Source organism: Legionella maioricensis (assembly GCF_023618015.1).
GTDB classification, from domain to species: Bacteria; Pseudomonadota; Gammaproteobacteria; order Legionellales; family Legionellaceae; genus Legionella; species Legionella maioricensis.
Genome location: NZ_JAJKBJ010000019.1, coordinates 42,910 through 63,972, shown reverse-complemented (window position 1 = coordinate 63,972; position 21,063 = coordinate 42,910). Strand labels below are relative to the sequence as shown.

Here is a 21,063-nt window from a genome sequence, read left to right as displayed (position 1 = left end):
GATTTTGTATCACGTTTCTTTATGAAGCGCATCATCCTGAATTGTGTGGTTTAAATTAGAGTAAGTTTGCAATATATTCAATTGCAAGCCAGAAATAAAGACGGGAAGTATAGCATGCATGAAAGAGAAAACGCACTGAAAGAGTGGCTAATCGATACGATTAAACATAAAGACTTTACCCTGACTGCTTTAGCCGGCGATGCCAGTTTCAGAAGGTATTTTCGCCTCAATGCTAAAGGGTCAACTCAGGTTATTATGGATGCTCCACCGGAAAAAGAAGATATAGAACCTTTTGTGCATGTAGCCAAGATACTGGCTAAAGCCAACGTTTGCACGCCAGAAATCCTGGCCATAAATAAGGAACAAGGCTTTTTACTGCTAAGTGACTTTGGCGACCAGCTTCTTTTAGATAAACTGCGTGCCGAAACGGTTAATAGCTATTATCATGAAGCCATAAATACCTTATTTAAAATTCAACAATGCTCGAGTAATGATCCTAAGCTTCCTTCTTTTGATAGAGCATTCATGTTAAAAGAAATGAATTTATGTCCTGAATGGTTTTTTAAAGCATATCTTTCCCTGAATTTGGCTGAAGACGAGTGCCTATTAGTGCAAAAAACTATGGAGTGGATTGCAACAGAAGTATCAAATCAACCGTTAACGTTTATTCATCGTGATTACCATTCGCGAAATTTAATGTTAATCAATAAGCAAGAAGAAGGTGTTTTGGGGGTTATCGATTTTCAGGATGCAATGCGGGGGCCATTAACCTATGACCTGGTTTCTTTACTGAAGGATTGCTATATTTCTTGGCCTAGAGAACAGGTTCTAGAATGGGTTGCGTTCTTTCATTCCCGTAGTGACCTGGCCCGTAATTATTCTTTAGCTGAATTTATTCGAGCCTTTGATTTGTGTGGCCTGCAAAGACATTTGAAAGTTTTAGGGATTTTTAGTCGCTTGTATTTACGGGATAACAAAGCAGGATATCTCGCTAATCTCCCCCTTACTTTAAAGTATGTCCTTGAGTGTAGTGAAATTTATGAGGACCTGCATCCCTTCTTCCATTTTCTCCAAAAAAGAGTCCTCTTACCATGAGTGTTGCAATGATCTTGGCTGCCGGGCGAGGAGAGCGTTTAAAACCATTGACTGAAACACGCCCTAAAGCTTTATGCATAGTAAAGGGTAAACCATTAATTGAGCATCATGTAATTAATTTGGCGAATGCCGGATTTAAGCAAATAGTCATCAATCATGCCTATCTTGGCGGACAAATTCGCCACTATTTAGGTGATGGCAGGCGATGGGGCGTGGAAATCAGTTATTCACCAGAACCCCCAGGCGGACTTGAAACAGGAGGGGGAATCGTTCAAGCGCTGCCCTTTTTTGCCAATCAACCCTTTATTACGGTCAATGCGGATATTTATACTGATTTTGATTTCAAACAAATTCAATTGGAACAGGTGGATTTTCTTCATCTTATCCTGATTAATAAAAATCCGGCACTCCTTCATCATGGCGATTTTGGTCTAATTAATGGCACTCAGCCGACCAACTCATCATGTGATTATACCTTTGCAGGCATAGCCTGTTATCATCCCCAAATATTCGCTGGGTGTACCCCGGGGCGCTATTCTGTGGCCCCTTTGATTCGGGATTATGTAGGGCAAAATAAAGCAACTGCAAGCCTACATCAAGGTTTCTGGTTTGATATAGGCTCTATTGAAAGGTTAAGTGCGGCAAATAACATCTAACCACCTGTTCTCATGGTGGTTTGAGGTTCTACTGCCTCCCCAGGCGTAGTCTCAGGAACGTTAGCCGTTGGAGCGGCTTTAATGGCTTCTTTAAGTGCTTGTTGTGCTTTAATGTCTTTTTCTGCAGTGGGGAATTCCTGTTCATGGCAGCTAACTTTAATTCCTTTGGCTTCCATATATTTTGCAAAACCCTGTTCCGGGTCATTAATTAATTTTGTCACCTCTTCAGGATTTGCTTTGACCTGTTTGCCTTGCGCATCGAGCTTTACTTTGCCATCTGGAGTGGTTTCATATAAAGCACTTTCCACGCTCCTGATATTTTTTTCAGCAAGCCATGCATTAAATGCTATATCAACAGAATCAACTGCTGAAGAGGGAAGTGCTTTTCCTCCTTCAGATGAGCCGCGCCTGAATTCAGAAGTTTGCTCATTGACCGCAAAATCGAAGCTTATTTCTTTTCCGGCTCCTAGACCAAAACTTTCCAGCTTTTTCGCAGCTTCCGTTGCCATATTGGCCTGCATATTTTTGAAAGCAGAATTCTCAGCCATCTGACCAAGCCATGGTTGAGAACTGGAAAGTAATTTAAACTCCGTATACTTGGCAAAGTCCTGTACTTTTCTCATGATATCGTCACATTGCTCCAACATCTTTGCATCAGTTAAGAGCTGTTTAAACTGGACTGCCAAATAATGCGCTGCTTCTATCGATGTTTCTGCAACGCTCATGGCATCCAGAAGAATTTCTTTCAGGTTTGGAGGTAGTGTTCTTTTTGCTTTCATATTTATTTTTCTCTTATAGATTATTCTATAGAATCACAGAGCGGATGCTTTGATTATAGCAAACCAGCGCCATATACTGGCAACTGGTTCTAAGGCTAGATGTTAAAAGAATGTAAAAACTTACATCAATGGCGATTTAATACTATCGATAACTGAACCAAACGTTTTCTTTTTCATTGAATCAAAAGTAAATTCATCCACCAAAATCGCATCCCAACGGGCATCTTCAACCGCCAGCACATCATTCATCTCTTGTTGGGTCAATTCATTTTTTGCAACTTTTTCTTGCAGTTTCGCCTTTAATGCACCGAATTTATAGCGCTTCAAATCATTTACTTTCTCAGACAAGCCATCGGTTTGGATAATTAACTGCAGTGCATGCTCCATTCTATCTACAGGTTGTTTGGCATCCCCGCTAAGATAGACAAAATTCTTCATTCTGTCGCGATAGTGGTTATTTCCGGTCATTAAATGAGCTAATTTTTGCTCCAGTTTATCCGTGGGATAGCGCATGGTTTGTCCAAAAGGAAAAGCCAATAAGCGCATTAAAAAGCCTAAGGGGCGGGAGGGAAAATTCTGACACAAGGCAATCAATGATTTTTGAGCCTGATAAAAACAGTAAGTGACTGCCCATTTAGCATGCAATTGTTCATCCGCATGATCTTCATTCATTTGCACATTGCGTAAGACAGCCATAGCCATATAAAGATAAGACATGCCGTCGGCAAGACGTGCTGATAATCGCTCCTTGCGTTTTAAATCACCGCCTAAATAAATTAAGGACAAATCGGCAAGCCAAGCATAAGCATGGCTTAAACGTGCCAAGCGTTTGTACTCCCACTTCATGGAGTTATGCGGAGCAGAAATAAATAAGCCCCCCGTCCATGCAGAACAAATCGTTTTAGCAAGATTTTGCATAAAATAGTGGATATGCTTCCAAATAAGCACTCTAAAGGCCTCTTTATTCTCAGCTGAAACAGCATAAAACTCATCGCGAATAAAGGGATGACAGGCCATAGAACCCTGACCAAAAATCAACAGGTTTCTTGACATCACATTAGCTCCTTCTACCGTAATGGAGACAGGAACACCTTGATAAAAGCTGGTTAAATAATTACGTGGTCCAACGACAACGCCACGTCCCGCATGGACGTCCATAGCTGAATTAACCACTATTCTTGCCAGTTCCGTATTAAAATATTTAGTAATGGCTGATGCGACTGAAGGCTTTTTATGTTCATTGACCGCGGCAACAGTTAATAAACGAGTTGAATTAATTAAATAGTTTAATCCAGCAATTTCAGCCAGTTTTTCCGCCACTCCTTCAAATTGGGCAATTTCGACATTAAACTGGCGACGAATGCGGGCAAAAGCCCCTGTTGTTAAATAAGATATGGAAGAAGATGCAGCTCCTAGTGCTGGCAAAGAAATAGAGCGCCCTATTGATAAACACTCGACGAGCATTTGCCATCCAGTACCCGCCCGCTTCTGTCCGCCAATAATGGTGGTAATGGGAACAAAAATATCTTTCCCACGCACAGTACCATTCATAAAGGGTTGATCAGCAGGTAAATGTCTATTACCAATTTCCAGATTTTCTGTATCGCGAGGAATTAATAAACAGGTTATTCCTTCCTGACCCTCTCCTTTCAATAAACCATCTGGATCTTTTAGGTTTACCGCCAATCCGATCAAAGTTGCGATGGGTGCCAGAGTAATCCATCGTTTATCCAGAGTAATATTAAGACCTAGTGTTGCTTTGCCTTCAACGGTCTTTTTAACTACTATGGCGCTGGATTGAATGGAAGTAGCATCACTACCAGCCCCCGGTTCTGTCAAAGCAAAACAAGGGATATCAATGCCTTTGGCTAAACGGGGAAGATAATAGGCTTTTTGCTCATCGGTTCCATAATAATTGATAAGCTCTCCTGGGCCCAGAGAATTGGGGACCATCACCGTTACTGCAGCCACTCCTGAACGACTGGCAATTTTCATGACCACATCAGAATGCGCTCGCGCCGAAAACCCCTTACCCCCAAACTCTTTAGGGATAACCATACCTAAAAACCCATTTTCTTTAATGTAAGTCCATACTTTAGCAGGCAAATCACCGTCCTGATTAATTTCCCATTCATCAAGCATACTGCATAAAGTTTGAGTTTCATTATCAACGAATGACTGTTCTTCCGCGGATAATTGGGTGGAAATACTGGCCAGTCGCTCCCAATTGGGTTGGCCAATAAAAATGTCCTGTTCAAGCCAGGTATCTCCGGCATTCAACGCCTCTTCTTCCGTTTTTGATAATTTGGGGATCGTTTTACCAGCAGTTTTATATAGATAATCACTAATGAACATACGTACGGGCTCAACTTGGATTACCACGATGGCAATAATGATGATTGCCCATAATAATAAACCGGCAATCAACGGCAATCCGATAAAAAAAGTAGCCGCAATTAAATAAATAACGCTTCCGATGCCCCAAACCAGCGGATTTATTGCCCGGTAAAGCACAACTAACGTAAATACCAAATAAATTAAAAATAATGCGATAGCCATAATCCCTCTTCCTTTGCTTTTTTATTATTGCAGGATAGTTAGGTAGTATATACTCTTTATAGTTCATTTTACGAGTGGCAAAAATCAAGAATAGACTTCTTTCGAAACTGGCAGCAGGGGGAGAAGCGCGAGGAGACACGAAGGTGTACACGCTAGTACATGAGGGTTCGAGCGCGGTATCGACCAAGCAATTCTCCCTTGCAGTAGAGTTTCGAAAGAAGTCTAATAAAAGGAGACTTAACTTGTACTTTTTATACGCCTCAACCGCATCAACATTGATGGATTGGTAAAACAGCATGACTCAAAGACTGGTTTGGAATTTTGAATTTTCCACAAAAAAATCACTCTCTTTATCAAACAGGGTAAATGAATCAGACCGCCTGAAGTGGGAAATACGCTTTTTTTGGCCTGAGGATCAAATCATCAGCCTACACATCCTCGATAACTCCCTGCTCGATATAGCTCACTACCAACAAAAACACAAAGAAGACTACTACTATCTCTTGCCTGACTGCCTGTACAACATCAAGCGCCGACGTAATGAAATGCTCTATAAACCGGCGCTGAAACACGCAACTCATGCCATTGGATATGGGGCTAAAATAAATCTGGAGGCAGTAGAGGATTATCCCGTTCAAGAACCGGCCACAGTTCTTAAGTTACAAAACATATTACGTATGACTCAAGAAAAAGGAATCGAGGTATGCGTCAAAAAAGAATCGTTTACCTATAAATTTGCTACCACTCCAAGCGTAAAGCTTGAGTTAGCTCGACTTGAAGTCAATAATAAAGTGTATTTCAGCCTATGTGTTGAAGGAAGATCACTCTATTTGGTAGAAACAATTAGCGAACACTTGCTGGATAAGCCCGTTTCCTGCGACTATGTGACCTTTTTAAAAAGTATAATAAAATCATGATCAAAACTCTGTTAGACGTCATTTACAGCTTTGGCAAAATTGGCCTAATCTCTTTAGGTGGCGGCAATTCCATGTTAAAACTACTGGAATATGAGGCTGTTGAGTACAGGCATTGGGTAGGAAACGAAGAGTTCATCGGTATGCTAGGCTCAAGTTTTTTATTTCCCGGACTCACCGCAGTGAAGTTAGCAGCACTTATTGGGTACAAGGCCGCAGGATTTTTAGGCTTGTTTCTTGCCGTTATTTGTCTTAATCTCCCGGGACTGGTTATGGCAATATTGGGCTATCACTGGCTGACTTCTCATAATGGACCAACCACCCGTAAAATCATGATATCGGTTCAATATGGTGGTTTAGCATTATTAGCTGCGGCAACATTTTCTGTTGCACAAGGTGTGGTGAATATGCATTTCTCTATTCCAATTGCCATTATGTGTGCGGTATTTTTCCTGGCCTTGGCCTTTTGGAACTTATCCCCCTTTTATGGATTTATTGCTTTTATTGCAGTTTGTTTTTTTTTGGTTCGTTAAGCAAATTAGGGCCTCATCCTGCTTTTTACAAAATCAGGAAAAAATCAGATGAGCCTGGGCAGGTAAGCAGCATTTATAAATACGCCACTACTTTGATTTTATAAAAAGGAAATGAAGTGACCTATGGACACTATGTTGGATAACCCGGAATATTATATTAATAGAGAGTTCTCAGCTATAGCTTTTAATCAGCGAGTGCTTATGCTGGCTAATGATGAGCGCGTTCCTTTATTGGAAAGAATGCGTTTTCTCAGTATTTGCAGTAGTAATCTGGACGAGTTTTTTGAAATACGGGTTGCAGGTCTTAAAGAAAAAATTGCCTTGTCTTCAGGAAAGTTAACTATAGATGGTTTACGCTCTGATGAAGCTTATAGCCAGATTAGCCAACGAGCCCATGTGCTGATCGATCAGTTATACAATATATTTAACAAACAGCTATTACCTGCTTTACGCAAAGAAAACATTCACTTTCTGGAGACACATCAGTGGACCGACGACATCCATTTATGGGCTAAACATTATTTTAAACATGAAATTCTACCGGTTGTCAGTCCTATCGCTCTTGATTTAGCGCACCCCCTTCCCAAACTCATCAATAAAAGTTTGAACTTTATCATTTCTTTAAGCGGGAAAGATGCCTTTGACCGTAATATTAATTACGCGGTAGTGCATGCCCCACGCTCCATACCGCGCATGATCCATTTGCCTTCAGAAATGTGTGGGGACGCTCACTATTTTGTTTATTTATCTTCTATTATTAAAACACATGCCAATAGTTTATTCCCCGGGATGGAAATAAGTGGCTGTTATTCTTTCCGCTTGACCCGTAACAGTGATTTGTTTTTAAGAGAAGAAGAAATTGATGACTTGGCTCAAGCGGTACAACGAGAAATTTTTTCCCGTCATTACGGACATGTAGTCCGATTGGAAATTGAGCATAAATGTCCTGAAAAGATAATAGACTTTTTGCTGCAGAAATATCATTTGCGCCATGAAGATACCTATTATTGTGATGGGCCGGTTAATTTACAACGCTATACCAGTGCCATTAACAGTATCGACAGACCTGATTTAAATTACCCCCCATTTACTGCCCAGTACCCCAAGTTCCCAAAATCGGAACGAAATTTATTCAATGTACTGGATGAACAAGATATATTGCTTCACCATCCTTATCAAAGTTTTGACTTAGTTATTGATTTTGTGCGACAAGCCGCAGCAGACCCCCATGTGCTGGCCATTAACCAAACCCTGTATCGTACTCATTCTGGTTCAGTCATGGTTGACGCCTTGGTGAATGCAGCCCATTCAGGAAAAGAAGTAACCGCAGTCATTGAATTACGAGCCCGCTTTGATGAAGAATCCAACTTGAAATTAGCCAACAAGCTGCATGCCGCAGGGGTGTTGGTGCTCTATGGGGTGGTCGGTTATAAAACCCATGCCAAAATGACTTTGGTGGTCAGACGAACCCATGGCAAATTAAAACGTTACGTGCATTTAAGCACTGGTAACTACCATGAGCAAACGGCTAAACGTTATACTGACATCGGTTTATTAACCTGTGAACCGACAATAGCCTCAGACACGCAAATCATTTTTCAGCAGCTTACCGGGCTTGGAAAAGTGGTAAAGTTAAAAGCGTTGAGTCATTCACCGTTTACCTTACAAAAAACTTTATTACAGTATATAGAACAATGCAGTATTGCCGCTGCAGAAGGCGTGGAAACTGAAATAATGCTCAAAGTAAACGGATTAACCGATAAAGTAATAATCCAGGCTTTATATCGAGCATCTCAGGCCGGAGTCAAAATTAATTTGCTGGTTCGTGGTGTCTGTTGTTTAAAACCCGGGTTGCACGGCGTATCGGACAACATTCGCGTCTTGTCCTTTATTGGACGTTTTCTGGAGCATCATCGAATATATTATTTTCGCATTAATGAGGAAGAGCATTATTTTTGCTCCAGCGCGGACCTTATGGAAAGAAATTTATACCATCGCATTGAAATAATGTTTCCAATTCTTGATGAACAATGCAAAAAGAGAATCAAGCAAGAAATCATAAAAAACTACCTCAAAGATAATAGTCACACCTGGGAAATGCAAAGTGATGGAACCTACAAGCCTAATGTCCAGGGGAGCAACTGTGCTCAGGAAAAATTAATAAAACTTTACGAAGACGACTCCGTGTAAGTCTCTTTTAAAGCAATAAAGTCTTACTGGATTTCCCTGGTTCTTCACGAGCCAGGCGCGGTAATAAATAGCCGGGCAAGAGACTTTGCAGTTGTTGATAAATAGCTTGTGCCGTAGCAAAGGGAACATCAAAATGAGCGGCACCTTTTACCTTATCTAACAAGTGCAAATAATAAGGCAGGATGTCATAAGCAAATAAAGACTGACTTAATGCCGCTAAAGTGGCCGCATTGTCATTGATACCCCGTAATAGAACCGCTTGATTTAATAAAAGACAACCGGCTTGTTGCAAATCAAGACAGGCTTGGCGCACGTGCTCATCTAGCTCCTGGGAATGATTGCAATGCAATACCACAATTTTTTTAAACCGCGTTGCTGCCAATAATGCGATTAATCCCTTATCTATTCGCTCGGGAAACACTATAGGAATACGCGTATGAATACGTAAAGTGTGTACATGTGGAATAGATTCCAATTGGTGAATCAATTCGGCTAAAACGACATCAGAAGCGAGTAAAGGATCTCCTCCACTTAAAATAACCTCCGTAATACTGGGATCGTTAGCGATATAGTTACAGACGTCCTTCCAGCCATTTCGTCCTGGATTATTGCCCTGATAAGGGAAGTGTCTTCTAAAACAATAACGACAATTCACGGCACAAATACCGGTTAATGTTAATAATACCCGTCCGTGGTATTTATGAATCAGACCCTTGATAGGAATGGTATTTAATTCAATGAGGGGATCAACGCCATAACCTTCCTGCTCATTCAGCTCCTCTTCTCCAGCCAGCACTTGTAACAATAAAGGATCGTTAGGATTTCCTTTTTGCATGCGTTTCGCAAATCCCAAGGGAATACGACTGGAAAATTGTTTTTCTGCTAATAAACTACCATTAATTATTGGCAATTCTAAAAAACTTAATAAGTCACTTGCTGAAGTGAACCCTTGTGCTAAAATTTTCTGCCAACTCAAAGAGGTTTCTCGCATTAATTATACAGACTTGATAAACTGTGCGAACTGTAACGAAAATAAAGCAAAATCTCAACTATGGAGCACTAATGGCAATCTATAGCACTAACGAATTTAAAAATGGCTTAAAAGTAATGGTCGATGATGCACCATGCAACATTCTCGAGTGCGAGTTCGTAAAACCAGGAAAAGGCCAAGCCTTTACCCGAATTAAAATTCGTAACTTAAAAACAGGCCGAGTAGTAGAACGTACTTTTAAATCTGGAGATACTTTACCCTCTGCTGATGTTGCAGATGTGGAAATGCAATATCTTTATAATGATGGCGAACAATGGCATTTTATGGTTCCAGAAAATTTTGAACAATATGCCGTGAATGAACCAATACTTGCAGACGCTGCCCAGTGGCTCAAAGAACAGGATATTTGTATTGTAACGCTTTGGAATAATGAGCCTATTCAAGTAATGCCCCCTACCTTCGTCGTTCTGGAAATTGTTGAAACAGACCCAGGCCTAAAGGGTGATACTTCAGGAGGCGGCGGAAAACCGGCAAAATTAGAGACGGGTGCTGTAGTACGCGTTCCTTTATTTGTTCAAACAGGGGAATTAATCAAAGTAGATACCCGTAAAGGCGAGTATGTTTCTCGGGCTAAAGAATAGGCTTTTTGAAATGTAATGAAACGTCGCTATTTTTAATGAATAATGACGTTTCATTAGCTTGGGTTTGCAACAATTTGAACTCTAATAACCATTATAGTAACCAGTCCAATATCCACTGTCTCCCAAGTAATATCCTGGATAGCCGATATAATAATAATTGCTTCCCCAATAAGGCCTGGTACTGTAATAACCTACTGAATAAACATAGTCATTGCTGTAACCAGGATCATAAACTACCGTGTTAACACCAGTATCATAGTAAGTACAACCTGAAAGCATCAGCAAAGGAGTACTCACTGTAAGTGCGGCTATTAACTTATTCATGATCGCTTCCTAGCATATAAGTGTGCTTTAATTATACATCACGATTTGATTTTGCTCAACTCGGGAGGCGTTCATTTGGCTAACGAAGAAATTGTAAGCATTCTCGACGTATGTCTCTGTCGTCGTTGCAAGCCTTGGCGAAACATCTCACAATGATGCTGTATTGAAAATATGCACTGCTTCACTTTGTTCGCAATGACGATTGTTCTCTGATTTCAAATAATGAGATATGCCTTGAGCACTTAGCAGAAATTAAAACAAGGAATTACGCGAAGAGATTAATAGAACAGGCAATGACATCCTAGAAACTGAGCCGCGACTGAAATGCACTTTGGAGACTTATGCGGAGCTTAAGGTTTCCTATACCATCTAGGCTTACACACCACTCCCCAAAACAATCTCCCTATCTGAAATTACTTACTGGTTCAGCCAGGATCAGTCATTACCTATATGTACTAATAATAGACCATTAAACTCATTATTGGCAATATTTTGTACAATACTCTCGCTTATTCATTATTTTTCTGTTTTTGGACTTCTGAATAAATGATTAGCAGAAGCCTGAACTGTGGGCATGATGATCATTTCTTCAATATCTACATGAGGAGGGCGAGTAATGCAATAAAACACGGCATCGGAGATATCTTGAGCGACTAAAGGCTGGAAATCCTTATAGAACTCTCTTGCTTTTTGTTTATCATTCCAACGCACTTCACTAAATTCTGTTTCTACCGCGCCAGGGGCTATTTCTGTGACCCGAATAGGAGTGCCTAACAAGTCTAGTCGCATCGATTTTGAAATAGCATGAACCGCCGCTTTGGTTCCTGAATACACATTTCCATTAGGATAACATTCATGCCCCGCAATAGAGCCTATATTCACGACGTGTCCACAACCACGTTCTAACATTCCGGGAATCACTTCCCGACTGACGTAAAGCAACCCTTTAATATTGGTATCAATCATAGTATCCCAATGATCTTCAATACCTTGGTGTATAGGCAAAGTATCCAGCGCCAGACCGGCATTGTTAATCAATATATCAATAGATTGTAACTCCTTGGGCAAGACTTCTAATTGTTTCTTCACCATAGCTTTATTACGTATATCCAGAGGTAGAATATAATGTTCTTTATTATGCTGATGGGATAATTCCTGAGCCAACTCCTCCAGACGCTCTACGCGACGCGCACTTAAAATCAGTCTGGCTCCTTGCGCAGCAAACAACCGTGCACATGCTTCTCCTATGCCGCTGGAAGCTCCCGTTATTAAAACAATTTTATCTGCTAATAAATTCATATTTTTACCTCTTCAAGTGATACTCTTTGGCACCTACAAAAATGACAAAGAAGAATAGAACTTGTTCTGCTTACGAGGGCAGAATAGTTACAAACTAATGACCTATCTTCAAGAGAAAAGAAATTATTATAAAAATAATGATTAAAAATGGAATTAATAAAGACGTTGATCCTCTATTAATTGGTTTAGCACCTCGATTAATATCGACACTGAGAGTGTCCGCATGCGTGGAATCATAAAAGGTGTCCTTATCCACAACAATGGCTTGCGGCAGCAGTTGATCGGACTCCGTTTTAATACGTGATGATTTTTTAACCGCAGTGCCTATTGCCAGAAACTCAACCAGGCCATTTCCCAATTGATAAACGTAAGTTTTTACCCCAACCACATCATCCGCACCTATAGCTTTGGCTTCTTCTGTAATAATAGCCAATGCATTTTCTCGCGCCGCATAAATCATGCGCGTCAATTCATTAATTTCGCCTCTGAAAAAAGATTTCAAAACAGAGGTGATACCACCGACTAAACCTAAGGAATAGACTGAAGTACCTAATAACAACTTCATTGGAGCATACCCCATATTGGCCATATTCCACATTTCAATATTGGTCATATCACTAGTTACTACATCGTTCGCAGCATCCGTAGCTAATTGAGGGTTATGAGAGGCCGTGCCTATCATAAGCATTTCATTAACGCCTCCGAAAGGTAAAACGGTAGTCTTAATTCCAAGGACGGCATTGGCATTATACATTCGGGCATGAGTGATAATACGATTCAATGCCAAGTGCCTGGTTTTATTAAAAATATCGGAATATTCTTTAATTTCACCGCGACCAAGGGTTTTTAATCCACCCAACAAACCGCGCCCCAACCCCATAGAATAAGCAACGTTTCCAAAGGAAAAACAGATAGGCTTATACCCCGCATCCAATTGGGCATACAGCTCTTGACCATCAGCAGAGGTTGAAAATTTCTCTTTATTTGCAGAGCCGTCAGCATGAATCACCGAACCTATTGATAAAAATTCAATATTGGCCCCGTGGATAATCAGTTGGCTGGTAACGCCAGTAATACCCGTTGCATTATTGGTAACGGCTTCTTGCAACATCCTTTTATAGGCGGTTTCTCGTCCTTCTTCGATAAGTGAGGTAATTTGTTGTAATTCGCCGCCTAACATTGCTTTAAAGCCTGAGCCAACACTGCCAATAATGCCCAAAGAATGAATGCTGTTACCAACAACGATATTTCCAGGAATGTAATTTTTCTTAGCTAAACAATATATTTCATTCCCTGATAATCCTGTAGTGACAGTCATTGCTACACTCCTGTGTAATTTTATATCTAAGTGTAGCTAATAACTTTTAAAGCGCAAAAAATGAACCTCAAGCCCCTCTCCCAATATGCAGAAAGTCATTTCCTTGATAAAATCAGATTTTATCAAGGAAAATGATTTTCTTATTTTATAGGGGTAAGTAAAATCGCTCGCTTACTCGGCCCCTACTGTAGCATTTCCTTCACTATAGGAGTGAGAACCTACTCCCGCTAAACGTCCATTTTGTACAATTAAATATTCCTCTCTTATTGGTTTATTCGATAACCAACACTCCAATATTTCTCTTACTCCTGCCGCATAACGTGCCTGCGCTGATAGAGAAGTTCCGGAGGTATGTGGTGTCATGGCATGATGAGGCATAGTACGCCAAGGATGATTCTTGGCTGGGGGCTGCGGAAACCAAACATCCCCTGCATATCCGGCTAAATGTCCGGTATTTAATGCATCCACCACCGCACCCTTATCACAAATTTTACCGCGAGCCGTATTAATCAAATAAGCGCCGCGCTTCATTTTTTTAATTAATTGTTCATCAAACAAATGTTCTGTTTCGGGATGGAGCGGACAATGAATAGACACCACATCACAGACTCTTACCAGAGACTCGACAGAAGCGTGGTAAGTGAGGTTTAACTCTTTTTCCAACGAAGCAGGCAATCGATGCTTGTCGGTATAATGTAATCTTACATCAAAGGGTTTTAAACGCCTTAAAACGGCCAAACCAATGCGACCTGCAGCAATGCAGCCAACCTGCATCCCCTCCAAATCATAAGAGCGGCTGACACAATCAGCAATATTCCATCCGCCATTTAATACTGTTTTATATTGCGGTACAAAATCCCTGACTAAAGCCAAAATCATCATTACTGCATGCTCAGCAACGCTGATGCTATTGCAAAAAGTAACTTCACAGACGGTAATGTTATGCTCCATAGCCGCTTGTAAATCAACATGATCGGAGCCTATTCCTGCAGTTATCGCAAGTTTCAAATGAGGTGCATTTTCTATGCGCTCTCGGGTTAAATAAGCAGGCCAAAAAGGTTGCGAAATAACAACAGCAGCGTCTTTTAACTCCCGCGCAAATACTGATTGAGACCCTTCTTTATCGCTGGTTACGACAAAATGATGCCCTTGATTTTCTAGAAAAGAGCGCAAACCTAAACCACCGCTCACAGAGCCTAATAGTTCTCCGGGAGAAAAATCGATTGCCTGTGGCGTTGGTAAGTCTTGACCATCGGGATATTGAGTTAAAACAGGAATTGCATCACGAGCATACTGCGGCGGAAAACCGCTTTGAGGATCATCATAGAGCACACAAACTATTTTTTGTTTTGACCGATTTAACATGTAATACTCCTTTATTAGGTAAAACTTCCTGACTATTTTTTAAAATGACTCACTGAATCAAATCGCTACCATATTAAATGAACAATGGGCGCCAAACCAGAATTAAGATAACACGTGTCTGCCAAATATGGGCAACAAGAGATCAAAGACGACTCTTTACAGAAGCCCATTTATCCTGCTGGTTAGTGCCATCTTGTCGCTCTGCTCATTCGCCGCTGCCACTTCCCAATCGCCATCGTCCGCACCGACTACTGTTGCTTTTAGCACACGCTTATTAAACTTGCCATGAATTCTTCCTCTACCTTATTCATCAGGTTTCTTGGATTAGGTGGTGGAAACAAACTTTGCGCCTGAGCATAATTGCGAGCAGCCAGATACTCCTGGCTCATTTTCAACGCCTCCTGAGGAGGCATATCAAATTTATCAACAAGAATTTTCTGCAGTTCTTCCAAGGTATAATGCTCTAATTCCACCGACATCAGTCGATTATCCAGAGCTGGGGCTAAAGCTTTCCTGTCCCAGAATTTATAATGGGGATTTTGCGTTCCAAAGAGACAAAAACCGGGAACCTTCGGTGGGTTCCCATCCAGATCGTAACCTGAAAGCAAGGCATTAAGCAGTTTTTCATGCACCACAGAGTTAAACTCATCAGACCACACCACTTTTCCTTTATGAAACGCATCTAAAAATTCTTTTTCCATCTTAGCGGGGTTGGTTAGTGGAATGATAACGAAATCAACTCCCTTGGCTTTAAGCATAGAGAAGAGCAATTGGCTTTTGCCTAACCCCGGATCACTCTCCAAGAGAAGACCATTAATGCCCAACTCCTGTGGCAGCTCTCCCTTTTGTTTCTTTTCGCGAATTCTCAGCAACGTGTCTATAGCAAAGGCGGCTGTTTGACGCGAGGAAGTCCAGACGTATTTTTTGTCTTTTGCAACAGGCAGCGCTTGCTGCGCGGCCATGGTTGCTTGTTTTTTGTCTTCTTTCCAAGTACTCGTCTGTTTAATCTCTGCGCGAATCCCTTTACTCAGCGTTTTATCCATACTTAATGTTTTGATTTCATTTAAGATGGCATAACGCATCAGAAAATCATCTGACATCATCTTGGTTTGCGGTGCTTCTTTTAAAATAAAAAACCGTAAACACATCATTTGCGCGTTACGCGCAGTGATGTTGAGCCCTGCGTTTTGGGCTTTTTTGTAGTAGTTTTCAATGAGCCCAAATAACTCTTTAGCATTTTTATATTGGCTCAACAAAGGAGTAATGATTTTTTCTAGGCGTGGGCCTTTGAACAGCATGTAATGGGGAAACCGTTTTAATAAATCAGGTTCCATGCGCCCTTCATAGGGAGAGGGGTTTCCGGCAAAGATAACTTTATGCTGGTTAAGCGGATAGCATTCCCCCTCGAACCACAGTTCTTTATCGCCGCGAGCAATGGCTTCAAAAAGACAATAATGCTCGTTAGACAGATTGGCTTCATCAGGAAATAAAATGGGGACGCTGGAACCTTCATGTCTCAGAAATTCTTTAATGGAAGACAGTTCATGATAAATGGTAACCGGTCTCTGATGCTCTTTTGCATAAGCAGGTAGGGTTTTCTGAACAAAATGACTTTTCCCTTCTCCAGTTTTACTGATAAGAAAAGCCAAAGAATGTTTCTCCAGGTAATCCAATACTTCCTCAGGAGTAGTGGATTCTGTTGTCTCGGGAAGAATGCCGGCCCCCAGCTCCAAACGCTGAATTAAATGGTCCACCCACTTTGTATGTTGGCCAGAATCCTTGGGTAAATCGCTAAAATGGCTATGGCGAGGAGTAAGATTAAGCCGCTGATAACTTTGCTGCAGCTTTTCTTCCAATTCAGGAGTCAACTTTTTAAAATCATCCTCTGGTTTATAAACATGGAGGATGGGCTGAATGGCTTTAAAGGGAGTGGCATCGTCACTAATCAAAGTCATATTGGTCACTGCAACAGACTCGCCATTAACCCACAACGAAGGAGAATCCACAAAAAGAGATTGTAGCTGTTGAGCAAGCGTGGGAGAAAACTGACCTTTGAGAATAACGGGTTTACCTTCTTTGATCGCCTCCAGCAAGGCGGTTTCCTGGCCAGTAAACTTTCTGTTTTTTAAAGAAATATGGTAGAACAAACTATTAAAATTGGTTTTGACATCCACATTAATCGTAATCGAATCCGTTTTCTTCCATTGTTCTTCCGCATCATCGACATCGGCAGCGATAATTATTCGGTTACTCGATGTTAAGGGCTTTGCAGGAGAAACGGTGTCGCGCAAGGGTTCCGGGACAAACACATTCGGTGCGGCCTTAATGGCTAAAGCACACTGCTGTTTTTTTGCCTCCTTCAACAAGGTATACCATTGAATTTCAGACAAATTATCGGTGACGGTTAAATTGAGCGTTTTATTGGCCGCAAAAAATCCCGGCTTAGGCTTAAGGGTATGATCTTTGGCAATAGTGTATTGTTTGAAAAATAAGGGTAGTGTTGTCTGATTAACCACGCGTGTCTGTTCCGGTGCCACTTGAGGGGTCAGAATGGCGGGATAGGTACTTAAATCAGGCGTGGCAAATTCAAGATGAAAATCTTTGGGTAGAGTATGCCATTCGCCATTGAAGAAGAAGCGCTTGGTGGCCATTAACTCGGCAATAAAAAACCGAAACTTAGGATCTTCAAAAGGTGCATTGTGTAAGGTTAGCTTCTGCGTCTTGGCTAAAGATGCCTTTAGGAGCGCGCCGGGAAGAATACCTGGCGCCCCATCATCAAAAGTATGGCGTCCAATGAGAAAAGACTCCCAGCTCAAAGGAGAAGGAAACAAAACATCCTCCTCTTTGATCACTTGATTGAGTTTTATCTCAGGTCTTTTTACTGGAGGAAGTTCGGGGGCCTGGCTTATGGCATCAAAACGAGAATAAAAATCATCACCCATTTTCGCGGCAGCTGCCTGATCGGTACACGCAACGATCTGCACGTTGGGGGGAATACGCAGATTATCCAGATTACGCCCTTCATTATCGATAACACTGTTTAAGCCCACGTGTCGGGCTTTGGGATTGGACCAATTAATAAACCAGGTGTAGGATTGGTCAGGATTTAAAGCCGCTTCTTTTAAAAATTGACTCACCGGACTATCCACTTTTTGGTCTTTGCCATTTTCTATACGGATGTTTTGTAAGACCAGAGTGTCTAAATCGCGAGAGAACAATCTGTTCTTGGCGTTGGTTGAAGCATGATGTAAGGCTTCAATTTCCTGGATGTCATTAAAAATCAACCATTGTCTGGCACAGCGGTCTTTAGTGGTAAGTGTTTTAACCAATTCGTCCGCATTCGTTGCGTGAATAGGCACACTGTTCCAGGTTTGAAAACGATTATCCGGACTTAAGGGAAGCACTGTTTTTTTAGTTCGCCCTTTCTCCTGCAGACTATCAGTTGCATGATTCTGCGGTATTTTCGGAACCTCTGGCATAGGCAAGCGAATAAGATGTGCGTCTCCACCGCCTAAATCTAAAGTGAAGGAACGGTTTTCATTGTTTACCCGCACGAAGGCATGCACGTCATTTCGGATTACTTGAGCATCAATCTCAAAGGCCTTAGCTAAGGCCGCAAACAATTGAGCACGGTGCCGACAGACTCCCCGCCGCTCTTTAATCAGCCCATTAAGCACATCTATCGTATTCCCTTCAATATCCTGAGAAGCGGAGGCTTCTTTGAAACGACAAAATGAGGTCAGTGCCTGAAGACGCGTGGGAGCATCCAGTTTTAACAGTTTTTGATATTCGTCACAGTCAACTATCTGTCCTTTGGAAGCGAAGACTAATTTCGATATCCACTCCATATGCTCTTGGGGCACCCCGCCTTTTCCAATGACTTCATTGTTGGTATAGCCAGGACTAAGCAGGTAATTAACGAGGCAGGACTCAACCCTCTTGTTAAACTTGATGAAATAATATCCTGAACCCTCATCTTTTTTTAATTGGAAATCCGGATGATCCACCGCATAATTGACCAGTTTATCATTCATGCTTAAAGCTGGGAGTTGAAGCCATTGATTAAGAGCCGGCTTTAAAAAGGTAATTTGGCCATAAACCTGTTCGGAAGAGACATCAAGTTGGTTAAATGCGTCCTCTAATTGTTGATTCGTTAGTTCTAGTGATTGCGGAACTGCTACTAAATTCTCTTCTCGAGGAATTACCGATTTAAAGGTTTGATGATGAGAATCCCACTCAAAGGCACTCAGATGATAATCAGAAACCGCAGGCTCTTTTAATCCTTTTGCCTTAAATAAGGTTCTGACGGGCATGTTGGGGGTTTCTCTATCTGCAATATTCCCGTCAAGAGACATAGTATCCCAGCCGAAATTTATATCCAGGAAGAGATCTTTCTCAGGAAGTGGTTCCACTAACTTCATTTCAATATGGGGATAACTTTGTTGAAACCAGTTTATCGCCATCAGTTCATCTTCTTTTTTAGGAGTTAGAAAAGAGATGCTTTTCAGGTTAGGAGCGACCTTAACCAGTAGATTTAATTCCTCAAAAGTTAACCGGTGCAAAGGAAAGCTGATCTTGGTTAACGAAGGCAGCGATGCTGGCTTCCTTCTAGTAAGAAACTCCAGTAAATCATAAGGCTTTGAGATAACCAGTTCATTTAAATTGGGGGCTGCCTTTAGAAAATTTTCTAATTGCGGGCAAAAAAAAGTGCTCTTAGTGAGATCTAATATTTTTAATTGAAGCAAGGAGTTAGCTTCAAACTGAAGAGCACCATAACCAAAATCATAATGAGACATTCTCAATTTTTCTAAATTAGGAGCTAGCTTAAAGAGATCAGCGAATTGCTCCTCACTAAATGATGAGTGCTCTAAAGAAAGCGTAGTAAGATGATGCAGCGGTTTTTTTATTTGAAACAAAGAGGGAGCACGCTCTTTTTGATTTGCTCCTTTTAGAGTCAAAGTTTCCAAACTAGCTGTAGCATTAAGGAAATTATTTATTTCCCCCAACCTGGGGTCTTCGAGGGTAAGTTCTGTTAAGCCGTTTAGGCAGGGGGGCGTAATCTCTTTTTTCTTATTACAAGAAAGAACCAATTTACGCAAGTTGACTGCAGCATTGAGAAGAGCATCTAGTTGTTTTGATGACATCCTCGCCCTCTCAGAAAGAGAGAGACTTCTTAATTTGGTTAATTTCTTTAGTGGTAATTCTGGTAATGACTCTAAATCAATATAGCCGCTCACTGAGAGTGACTCCAACTCAGGAGAGAAATTTAGGAGAGCGGCAAATAAATCCGCCTCCAGATCGGACTCAAAAAAATTAAGGTCTAAATATCTTAAATACTTTAAAGAAGTTGGAAGAAGTGTCGTGTCCTCAGAAGTCAAGGTACACATATTTAATGAAAGAGAAATCAGGTTTTCTGCTTGATTAAGAAGCGATACTAATTCCACTGCTTTATTTTCTAACTTCACAGAGCGGATTTTTTTGACTATATCTGGATAATATTTTAATAGGAATTTTAAATACTGCTCATTTTGTTTCTCTACCGTCGTCTCAGAACTCATTGTCGGCAAAAATTGAGGAGTAAGTCGATTTTTTTCAGCTTGTTGCCACAGCCTGTCTTTAAACTGCTTGTGCTGTGATTCTGCATTTCCTTTCCTATTGGGAGGTTTTTCAAAAGCCCATTCAATGCCACAGGTATATGAGGGGCTTACCATATCGGTATAACCTAGGCCACTGAGCAGGTCTTCTGGATTCTCTAAGGTGAGGAAATTTATAAAATAAAAAAATGCGTCGGGAGATCTCAGGATTTTTGAACAAAGGTTATTCAGTTTAGGGCCATCTAAAATATCAACCCGCTCCCGGGTTGATTTTAATTTTTTTATCTCAACAAGTTCTTGCTCTCCACTAAGAGGGGTCAACTGAGTGAGCGCTTTATCAATTTGATTTACATCATTTAATGGCTGTAACCCATTAGGAGTAGGATAATAAACGCGAAATCCTTCTTCAATGAATTTACTTACAATGCGATGTTTAAGATATCCTTGATTGTCATCGGACCAACTGTCGTTGAGAATAATGGTTTTCTTTTCTTGTTGGGATGCCCCCATGCTAATCGTATCCCAACATTCAGGATCATCACTCAAAGCCTTTTCAAGGTTTAGAATGCCCCCATTCGGCTCCACTGAAGACTCAATGACGGGTAATTGATTTTTTTCGTAACTTAAGCCTAACTCGTAAAGGACTTTAATCGGGTTGCTCATTTTTTATATCCACAATATGATATTAGTAAGGTTGAAATTAATTGTTTATGCCGTTGTCTATATCCATATCGCGCTATTAAATTTGCTTTGTTGATAGGCTCTTGTTTCACATCCCACAAAATGACTCAATATGATACCCCGT

At 41.0% G+C, this 21,063-nt stretch carries 14 protein-coding genes; 6 read left to right on the top strand and 8 right to left on the bottom strand.

Annotation, left to right across the window (positions count from 1 at the left end; all coding sequences use genetic code 11):
- Nucleotides 1-114: 114 nt before the first annotated feature.
- The gene (locus tag LOX96_RS13720; RefSeq protein WP_250422914.1) at nucleotides 115-1,095 is read left to right on the top strand and encodes an aminoglycoside phosphotransferase family protein; all 981 of its coding nucleotides are present in this window, start codon (nucleotides 115-117) and stop codon (nucleotides 1,093-1,095) included.
- Nucleotides 1,092-1,751 (top strand): N-acetylmuramate alpha-1-phosphate uridylyltransferase MurU, encoded by a 660-nt coding sequence (gene murU, locus LOX96_RS13715; protein WP_250422916.1) that lies wholly within the window; start codon nucleotides 1,092-1,094, stop codon nucleotides 1,749-1,751. The genes LOX96_RS13720 and murU overlap by 4 nt, the downstream gene beginning before the upstream one ends.
- Here murU and LOX96_RS13710 read toward each other — a convergent pair.
- Both LOX96_RS13710 and LOX96_RS13705 read right to left on the bottom strand, forming a co-directional pair.
- Nucleotides 1,748-2,530 (bottom strand): hypothetical protein, encoded by a 783-nt coding sequence (locus LOX96_RS13710; protein WP_250422918.1) that lies wholly within the window; start codon nucleotides 2,528-2,530, stop codon nucleotides 1,748-1,750. The two genes, murU and LOX96_RS13710, sit on opposite strands and share 4 nt — an antisense overlap.
- Before the next feature lie 120 nt (nucleotides 2,531-2,650).
- Nucleotides 2,651-5,089, bottom strand: a complete 2,439-nt coding sequence (locus tag LOX96_RS13705; protein ID WP_250422923.1) for an acyl-CoA dehydrogenase — start codon at nucleotides 5,087-5,089, stop codon at nucleotides 2,651-2,653.
- A 296-nt stretch (nucleotides 5,090-5,385) separates the two neighbouring features.
- Between LOX96_RS13705 and LOX96_RS13700 the strand changes: the two genes are divergently transcribed.
- The 3 genes from LOX96_RS13700 to ppk1 all read left to right on the top strand — a co-directional run bounded on the left by LOX96_RS13700 (nucleotide 5,386) and on the right by ppk1 (nucleotide 8,726).
- Nucleotides 5,386-6,006, top strand: coding sequence for a hypothetical protein (locus LOX96_RS13700; protein WP_250422924.1), 621 nt, complete (start codon nucleotides 5,386-5,388; stop codon nucleotides 6,004-6,006).
- Entirely contained in the window at nucleotides 6,003-6,536 is a 534-nt protein-coding gene (locus LOX96_RS13695; protein WP_250422925.1) for a chromate transporter, read from the top strand. Before LOX96_RS13700 ends, LOX96_RS13695 begins: the two co-directional genes overlap by 4 nt.
- 123 nt (nucleotides 6,537-6,659) lie before the next feature.
- On the top strand, nucleotides 6,660-8,726 hold the full coding sequence (gene ppk1, locus LOX96_RS13690; RefSeq protein ID WP_250422927.1) for a polyphosphate kinase 1: 2,067 nt from the start codon (nucleotides 6,660-6,662) through the stop codon (nucleotides 8,724-8,726).
- A gap of 7 nt (nucleotides 8,727-8,733) precedes the next feature.
- On the opposite strand, the gene epmB is transcribed toward ppk1, so the two are convergent.
- A complete protein-coding gene (gene epmB / locus LOX96_RS13685) occupies nucleotides 8,734-9,717 on the bottom strand; it encodes an EF-P beta-lysylation protein EpmB (RefSeq protein ID WP_250422928.1) in 984 nt (327 codons plus the stop codon).
- A 71-nt stretch (nucleotides 9,718-9,788) separates the two neighbouring features.
- Here epmB and efp point away from each other — a divergent pair, with 71 nt between their 5' ends.
- Nucleotides 9,789-10,358, top strand: a complete 570-nt coding sequence (efp, locus tag LOX96_RS13680; RefSeq protein WP_250422930.1) for an elongation factor P — start codon at nucleotides 9,789-9,791, stop codon at nucleotides 10,356-10,358.
- Nucleotides 10,359-10,439: 81 nt separating this feature from the next.
- On the opposite strand, the gene LOX96_RS13675 is transcribed toward efp, so the two are convergent.
- The 5 genes from LOX96_RS13675 to LOX96_RS13655 form a co-directional block, all read right to left on the bottom strand.
- Nucleotides 10,440-10,682: a hypothetical protein gene (locus tag LOX96_RS13675; protein WP_250422932.1), complete on the bottom strand. Its 243-nt coding sequence runs from the start codon at nucleotides 10,680-10,682 to the stop codon at nucleotides 10,440-10,442.
- Between the two features lie 516 nt (nucleotides 10,683-11,198).
- Nucleotides 11,199-11,981, bottom strand: a complete 783-nt coding sequence (locus tag LOX96_RS13670) for an SDR family NAD(P)-dependent oxidoreductase (RefSeq protein WP_250422934.1) — start codon at nucleotides 11,979-11,981, stop codon at nucleotides 11,199-11,201.
- 94 nt (nucleotides 11,982-12,075) lie between these two features.
- Entirely contained in the window at nucleotides 12,076-13,299 is a 1,224-nt protein-coding gene (locus tag LOX96_RS13665; RefSeq protein ID WP_250422936.1) for a heavy metal-binding domain-containing protein, read from the bottom strand.
- Between the two features lie 171 nt (nucleotides 13,300-13,470).
- Nucleotides 13,471-14,664, bottom strand: coding sequence for an NAD-dependent formate dehydrogenase (locus LOX96_RS13660; RefSeq protein WP_250422938.1), 1,194 nt, complete (start codon nucleotides 14,662-14,664; stop codon nucleotides 13,471-13,473).
- Between the two features lie 260 nt (nucleotides 14,665-14,924).
- The gene (locus LOX96_RS13655) at nucleotides 14,925-20,921 is read right to left on the bottom strand and encodes a hypothetical protein (RefSeq protein ID WP_250422940.1); all 5,997 of its coding nucleotides are present in this window, start codon (nucleotides 20,919-20,921) and stop codon (nucleotides 14,925-14,927) included.
- Nucleotides 20,922-21,063: the final 142 nt, after the last annotated feature.

Bases quoted from the DNA above. Each gene is read 5' to 3' on its own strand.
- LOX96_RS13720 (WP_250422914.1), top strand. From the start codon at position 115: ATGCATGAAAGAGAAAACGCACTGAAAGAGTGGCTAATCGATACGATT.
- murU (WP_250422916.1), top strand. From the start codon at position 1,092: ATGAGTGTTGCAATGATCTTGGCTGCCGGGCGAGGAGAGCGTTTAAAA.
- LOX96_RS13710 (WP_250422918.1), bottom strand. From the start codon at position 2,530: ATGAAAGCAAAAAGAACACTACCTCCAAACCTGAAAGAAATTCTTCTG.
- LOX96_RS13705 (WP_250422923.1), bottom strand. From the start codon at position 5,089: ATGGCTATCGCATTATTTTTAATTTATTTGGTATTTACGTTAGTTGTG.
- LOX96_RS13700 (WP_250422924.1), top strand. From the start codon at position 5,386: ATGACTCAAAGACTGGTTTGGAATTTTGAATTTTCCACAAAAAAATCA.
- LOX96_RS13695 (WP_250422925.1), top strand. From the start codon at position 6,003: ATGATCAAAACTCTGTTAGACGTCATTTACAGCTTTGGCAAAATTGGC.
- ppk1 (WP_250422927.1), top strand. From the start codon at position 6,660: ATGGACACTATGTTGGATAACCCGGAATATTATATTAATAGAGAGTTC.
- epmB (WP_250422928.1), bottom strand. From the start codon at position 9,717: ATGCGAGAAACCTCTTTGAGTTGGCAGAAAATTTTAGCACAAGGGTTC.
- efp (WP_250422930.1), top strand. From the start codon at position 9,789: ATGGCAATCTATAGCACTAACGAATTTAAAAATGGCTTAAAAGTAATG.
- LOX96_RS13675 (WP_250422932.1), bottom strand. From the start codon at position 10,682: ATGAATAAGTTAATAGCCGCACTTACAGTGAGTACTCCTTTGCTGATG.
- LOX96_RS13670 (WP_250422934.1), bottom strand. From the start codon at position 11,981: ATGAATTTATTAGCAGATAAAATTGTTTTAATAACGGGAGCTTCCAGC.
- LOX96_RS13665 (WP_250422936.1), bottom strand. From the start codon at position 13,299: ATGACTGTCACTACAGGATTATCAGGGAATGAAATATATTGTTTAGCT.
- LOX96_RS13660 (WP_250422938.1), bottom strand. From the start codon at position 14,664: ATGTTAAATCGGTCAAAACAAAAAATAGTTTGTGTGCTCTATGATGAT.
- LOX96_RS13655 (WP_250422940.1), bottom strand. From the start codon at position 20,921: ATGAGCAACCCGATTAAAGTCCTTTACGAGTTAGGCTTAAGTTACGAA.